The following is a 6,316-nucleotide window of genomic DNA, read 5'->3' as shown; positions in this document are numbered from 1 at the left end:
TGCCGGGGAGGCTATAGAAATGGTAAGGGTGCAATAGTAGAAGTTTTCTGATAAACAACTAATTCTTTTACCTTTATATATAGCGGTTTTACCGCTATTTTTATTTGTATACTATATAAATTTGTAGCTTTGGGTGTACAGAGGTACAACACCATGGCCAAAAAAACTCAAACACTGCTCCTGCACCTGTCGTGCTGCCTGATTTTTATATGCATACCTATATTGTCGTCACCTGATTTCAGGTCGGCAGAACTGTTTAATATTCCACTTTTCAAACGTGATTTTTTCACTTACCTGCTGTTGCTGGTATTTTTTTATGCCAACTACCTGTATTTAATCCCGGTTCTGTATTTCAGGAAAAGAAAAGTGCTTTTTTTTATAATTGCATTTTTATCGTTTGCTGCGATATCAGTTGTACCGGCTATACTTTTTCCTTTTAAAATGCCTGATATTATGATTCTGGCCGAGGGCGCAAAAAACAATACCATAGTCAAGCATGGCCTGATAACACCGTTCGAGGTAGGCTATGCGTTTCTGTTCCTGCTCATGTTCTTCGCATCCCTTTTGTTGAGAATGAGCGAACGCTTTAACTATATAAAAAGCGAGAAGTTGCGGACAGAGATACACTACCTCAAAGCACAGATAAACCCGCATTTCCTGTTCAATACCCTTAACAGCCTGTATGCCCTTACCCTTGCAAAATCAAACGAAGCGCCTGAAGCTGTTTTAAAACTTTCGGCAATGATGCGGTATGTGGTATCAGAAAGCAGTAATGACTATGTCCCGCTTGAAAAGGAAATTGATTATATACGCAACTATATATCATTGCAGCAGCTCCGCATGGACACCAACGTAAATTTCGTCTTTTCAGCAGAAGGTGATTTTACAGGGAGGCAGATTTCTCCGCTGGTACTTATTCCGTTCATTGAAAATGCCTTTAAATACGGGCTTAACCCGGAAAAGGACGCTTCTATAGCAATAAGCATAAAAACAAACGGCCCGGAGCTAATGCTGATGGTAAAGAACAAACGGGTAGCTACAGGCATACCTGATGAAGAAGCTACCCGCCAAGGAATGGAAAATACAAAACAGCGGCTGCAGTACCTGTACCCGAAAAAGCATAAATTGCTTATATTTGAACCCAAAGATACTTTTGAAGTACAGCTAACCATGGATTTAGGATGATACGTGCCATTGCAGTTGATGATGAGCCACTTGCCCTTAAAGTAATTGAGCACTATTGCCGGGAGCTGGGCACGCTGTCACTTGAAAAAACTTTTACCAAAACCAACGAGGCACTCAGCTACATCAACAAAAATCCCGTTGACTTGCTGTTCTTCGATATACAAATGCCGGGAAAGAACGGTATTGAACTTTATAAAGCGGCCGGCAGGGATATCCCTGTTATATTTACTACTGCCTACAGCCAATATGCTGTTGATGGGTTTAACATCAATGCAACGGACTACCTGCTGAAGCCATTTTCAAAAGAGAGATTTGAAACAGCGATACAAAAAGCTGAAAAAGAAATAAACTACAGGACACGGTTTTCTGCTACAGGCAACCTGCTTATCAGGGCTGACTATAAACTGCACAACATTACTATTGACGAAATAATACTTATTGAAGGCCTTGACGATTATATACGCATACACCTGAATGGCAAGCCACCGCTAACGGCAAGATTTTCAATGAAAGGCATACTGGAAAAGCTGCCCCCTCAGGCTTTTATAAGAGTACACCGATCATACATTATACCAGTTCGAAAAATAGCCACCATACAAAACAAAACCATAAGGATAGGCAGCTTTGTTATTCCTATAGGAGAAACATATAAAGAAGAACTAAATCGTTTTCTTTAAGATTTACCGCTATAAAATATCCGTTTACCTCATTTATTTGTTGTGTTTTAACATAAGTTCTATGTTTGCTTTAACAAAAATTTAGTAAATGAAAACGCTATTTAAACGTAACCTGCCTCTAATCTGCTTACTGCTTGTGTCTTTCATGGCCAACGCACAGCAACAGCCAAAACTTTTCGGGAAAGCACTGCCTGCACAAAGGCTTAACAATCCCAACAATGGCCGTATTCGCTGCGCTTCAGCAGAATATGAAGAATACCTTCAGCAGAAGTTCCCCGGAAGGGCAACTACGGCACAATTTGAGCAATGGCTGGGCCCTAAAATTGAGGCTGCAAGAACAGCGCGTATGGCCTCGCCTGAAAGCGTTACTACAGTAGTTACTATTCCTGTTGTTGTGCATGTTATACACAACGGAGATGCTGTAGGGGTTAATGAAAATATTGCGGATGCACAGGTAACATCGCAAATAACGGTGCTGAACCAGGATTACAGGCGGATGATAAACACTCCGGGGTATAATACCAACCCTGTAGGCGCTGACATGGAAATTGAATTTAAGCTGGCCCAGGTAGATCCTTCTGGAAATGCCACTACGGGTATAAACAGGGTTTACTTTAACCGCGCCAGCTGGAATGAATCCCAGGTAGAAAACACCATGAAACCGCAAACCCAGTGGGACCCTACGAAATACTTCAACATTTGGGTCTGCAACTTTGGCGGTGACCTTGAGGGGGTTTTAGGCTATGCGCAGTTCCCCTCGTCATCAGGCCTTGGCGGCCTTAACACAAATGAAGGCAGCGCCAATACCGATGGTGTAATTATAGGATACAAATATTTCGGCTCGTCAGACATTTACCCGGGCGGAACCTATGAGGCACCTTATAACAAAGGCAGGACTACAACGCACGAGGCAGGGCATTTCTTCGGCCTGCGCCATATTGATGGTGATAACTATACCTGTACCGTTACTACAACTGACTCAACAAAAGACTATTGCCCGGATACCCCGGCGATACTGGAACTGAATTATGAATGTGTTACTACAGATTCATGCCCTGCGGCCACCGGCAATGATATGATTGAAAACTACATGGATTATACTAATGACGCGTGCATGAATATCTTTACGCAGAACCAAAAAGGAAGGATACAAACCGTATTGCAAAACTCGCCACGAAGGGCAACACTTACTACCTCCAACACATGGATGGCCCTGGGTATGGACGAATCGGATATTGCATTGCAGAGTGTAACCCTGTATCCTAATCCCGCAAATGATATATTAAATATTAATACAGGAGCGGAACTGCCTGATAGCTATACAATATTCAATAGTATTGGCCAGGTAGTTGCCGAAGCTAAAATTACAGGCACCAACAGCCTTGCTATCAATACATCAGCTTACAGCAGCGGCATGTATTTTATAAAGATAGATAAAGGCAGCCAGTCAAAAACATTAAAGTTTGTAAAAAGTTAATTGTTTGTTTTCCTAATCCCCCTTTCAAAAGCGGCACTTCAGGGCGCCGCTTTTTTTTATGACTCCGGGGCCAGTTCAATCTCCAGCCCGTTAATTTCCTCTGTTATGTTTATCTGACATCCCAGCCGGCTGTTCGGCTTTACATAGAATGCTTCCGAGAGCATGGCTTCCTCATCAGGGCCCATTTCGGGCAGGCCTACATCATTCAGCACATAGCACTGGCAGGAAGCACACATGGCCATACCGCCGCAAACGCCTATAGTACCCTCCGGAGCCAGTTCATAAGCACGCACCAGCTCCATAATGTTCATTGACATATCAGTTGGCGCCTCAACCTGATGTGTTACACCATCACGGTCAGTTATTTTTATGGTTACGTCCATGTTCGTATTAATGTTATAAAGTTCAAAGTTTAAAAAATCCGTTGAACAACTTTACAACTTTCAATATTTAAGCTTTCAACTGTTATTCTATCGCCTTCACTACCTGTTTTTCGGCTTCCTTGCGTGTGCCGTCAAAACCGTCAACACCGCTTACCGTAGTATATTTAAGCACATATTTTTTGCCGGGGTTAAGCCTGTTGTATACGCTCTGGCACATTAGCGTGGCTTCATGGAAACCGCACAATATAAGCTTTAGCTTACCCGGATAGGTATTAATATCGCCTATAGCGTAAATGCCTTCAATATTGGTCTGGTAATCCAGCGCATTATTTACTTTAATGGCATTCTTCTCTATTTCCAGGCCCCAGTGGGCTATAGCGCCAAGTTTTGGGGTAAGCCCGAAAAGAGGGATAAAATAATCTGTCTCAATAATACTCTTTTCGCCTTCTATGTCAATCTCCAGAGCCTCAACTTTATCTTTACCGTGTATAGCGGTTACTTCAGCAGGTGTAATCAGGCTTATCCTGCCCAGCTTTTTAAGTTCCTGTACTTTTTCTACAGAATCCAGTGCACCGCGAAACTCATTCCTGCGGTGTACAAGTGTTACCTCACTGGCTACATCAGCAAGGAAGATACTCCAGTCCAGCGCTGAATCTCCGCCGCCTGCAATAACGATACGCTTATTACGGAAAAGCTCAGGATTCTTCACAAAATATTCAACACCTTTATCTTCATAAAATTCAATGCCGTCAATAAGCGGCTTGCGGGGATCAAAACTGCCCAGGCCACCGGCAATGGCAACAGCCTTTGCGTGGTGCTTAGTACCTTTATTGGTAGTTACTATAAAAGTGCCATCCTCCAGCTTATCTATGGTTTCAGCCTTTTCGTTCAGTGTGAAGCCCGGCTGGAACTGCTTTATCTGCTCCATAAGGTTATCCACAAGCTCACCGGCCAGTACTGACGGGAAGCCCGGAATATCGAATATAGGTTTTTTAGGATAAAGTTCTGACAGTTGCCCGCCCGGTTGCGGAAGCGCATCGATAATATGGCATTTCAGTTTAAGAAGCCCGGCTTCAAATACGGCAAAAAGCCCTGTCGGGCCCGCACCGATAATTAAAATATCTGTAGTGATCATTTGTTAGTTTTCGATATAGATTCCAGGCATAAATTTCCTGTATATCTTTTTCTTATTATATGATAATTATCACTTAGCGCATCAGGCGATATTGACCACGGTTTCTATTTGCGGCGCATATTTTTTTATGGTGGTTTCCACACCGGCCTTCAGTGTCATCTGGTTAACACTGCAGCCCACGCAGGCACCCTCAAGGCGCACCTTAACATGCTTGTTGTCCTCAATGTCTATTAATGAAATATTGCCCCCGTCTGACTCAAGGAAAGGGCGTATCTCGTCAAGCGCCTTTTCTACGTTAAGTTTAATTTCTTCTGTTGTCATTTTATTTCTTTTTAACTGCTGAACAGCCAGCCATTGTAGTTATTTTAATAGCCTCGGTTGGCGGAAGGCTTTCGTTCCTGTTCACGGTTTCCTGCACTACGGCACGCGCCAGCTCCTCAAATGCTGTTTCAAGCGGCGTAGCAGTCTGCAATGCGGCAGGACGGCCATAATCGCCGGCCTCACGGATACTTTGTACCAGAGGGACCTCGCCCAGGAAAGGCACATCAAGGTCTTCTGCAAGGTTTTTGGCGCCTTCTTTGCCAAAAATATAATACTTGTTATCCGGAAGCTCTTCAGGCGTAAAATAAGCCATATTTTCTATTATGCCCAGTACAGGGACATTAATGCTCTCCTGCTGGAACATCGCTACACCTTTCCTGGCATCGGCAAGAGCAACAGCCTGTGGTGTACTTACCACAACTGCACCAGTTATAGGTAACGACTGCATGATGCTAAGGTGTATGTCGCCTGTTCCCGGCGGAAGGTCTATAAGCATAAAGTCAAGTTCGCCCCAGTCTGCATCAAATATCATCTGGCTCAGTGCTTTAGATGCCATAGGCCCCCTCCATATTACGGCCTGCTCAGGCGTGGTAAAAAATCCTATGGAAAGTATCTCGACACCATAGCTGGTTATCGGCTTCATCTTGCTTCTGCCCTCAACCTGTACCGATATGGGGCGTTCCCTCTCCACGTCAAACATTATCGGCATGGATGGCCCGTATATATCCGCGTCAAGCACACCTACCCTAAAGCCCATTTTTGCCAGCGAGACTGCCAGGTTGGCCGTAATGGTCGATTTACCCACACCGCCTTTGCCTGATGATACCGCTATGATATTACTAATACCCGGAATGGCCTTACCCTTAATTTCGGGTTTTTCAGGCGCTTCCACTTTAACGTTCACTTTTACCTGTGCCTCAGCGGACACCTTTTCCTTTATGGTCTGTATTATGTCGGCCTCAGCACGTTTGCGTATGTGCATGGCAGGGTTGTGCAGCACAAGCTCAACAACCACCTCATCCCCAAAGGTAAGGACGTTGCGTACGGCACCGCTCTCTACCATGTTTTTGCCTTCTCCGGCTATAGTAATGCCCTCAAGGGCCTGCAATATTTGTTTTCTGTCTAATTTCATTGTAAT

7 protein-coding genes are annotated in these 6,316 nt (G+C 44.0%); 3 read left to right on the top strand and 4 right to left on the bottom strand.

The genetic code is table 11. The features are described 5' to 3' along the window. The first annotated feature begins 129 nt into the window (after window positions 1-129). The 3 genes from CHU92_RS07445 to CHU92_RS07435 all read left to right on the top strand — a co-directional run bounded on the left by CHU92_RS07445 (window position 130) and on the right by CHU92_RS07435 (window position 3,339). Window positions 130-1,185: a sensor histidine kinase gene (locus tag CHU92_RS07445; protein WP_129583028.1), complete on the top strand. Its 1,056-nt coding sequence runs from the start codon at window positions 130-132 to the stop codon at window positions 1,183-1,185. After that, on the top strand, window positions 1,182-1,862 hold the full coding sequence (locus CHU92_RS07440; protein ID WP_094414160.1) for a LytR/AlgR family response regulator transcription factor: 681 nt from the start codon (window positions 1,182-1,184) through the stop codon (window positions 1,860-1,862). Before CHU92_RS07445 ends, CHU92_RS07440 begins: the two co-directional genes overlap by 4 nt. 88 nt (window positions 1,863-1,950) lie before the next feature. Continuing rightward, complete coding sequence (locus CHU92_RS07435; protein ID WP_094414158.1) at window positions 1,951-3,339, top strand: T9SS type A sorting domain-containing protein; 1,389 nt, start codon at window positions 1,951-1,953, stop codon at window positions 3,337-3,339. A 56-nt stretch (window positions 3,340-3,395) separates the two neighbouring features. Here CHU92_RS07435 and CHU92_RS07430 read toward each other — a convergent pair whose 3' ends face one another. From CHU92_RS07430 to CHU92_RS07415, 4 genes are all read right to left on the bottom strand, one after another. After that, entirely contained in the window at window positions 3,396-3,722 is a 327-nt protein-coding gene (locus CHU92_RS07430; RefSeq protein WP_094414156.1) for a 2Fe-2S iron-sulfur cluster-binding family protein, read from the bottom strand. Window positions 3,723-3,804: 82 nt separating this feature from the next. Next, entirely contained in the window at window positions 3,805-4,857 is a 1,053-nt protein-coding gene (locus tag CHU92_RS07425) for an NAD(P)/FAD-dependent oxidoreductase (protein ID WP_094414154.1), read from the bottom strand. A gap of 81 nt (window positions 4,858-4,938) precedes the next feature. After that, window positions 4,939-5,178, bottom strand: a complete 240-nt coding sequence (locus CHU92_RS07420; RefSeq protein WP_094414152.1) for a NifU family protein — start codon at window positions 5,176-5,178, stop codon at window positions 4,939-4,941. A 1-nt stretch (window position 5,179) separates the two neighbouring features. After that, window positions 5,180-6,310: an Mrp/NBP35 family ATP-binding protein gene (locus CHU92_RS07415; protein ID WP_094414150.1), complete on the bottom strand. Its 1,131-nt coding sequence runs from the start codon at window positions 6,308-6,310 to the stop codon at window positions 5,180-5,182. Window positions 6,311-6,316: the final 6 nt, after the last annotated feature.

Origin of the sequence: Flavobacterium cyanobacteriorum (genome assembly GCF_002251835.1) — a bacterium.
Classification (GTDB): Bacteria; Bacteroidota; Bacteroidia; order Flavobacteriales; family Flavobacteriaceae; genus Flavobacterium; species Flavobacterium cyanobacteriorum.
This window is presented reverse-complemented; position numbering and strand designations above follow the sequence as displayed.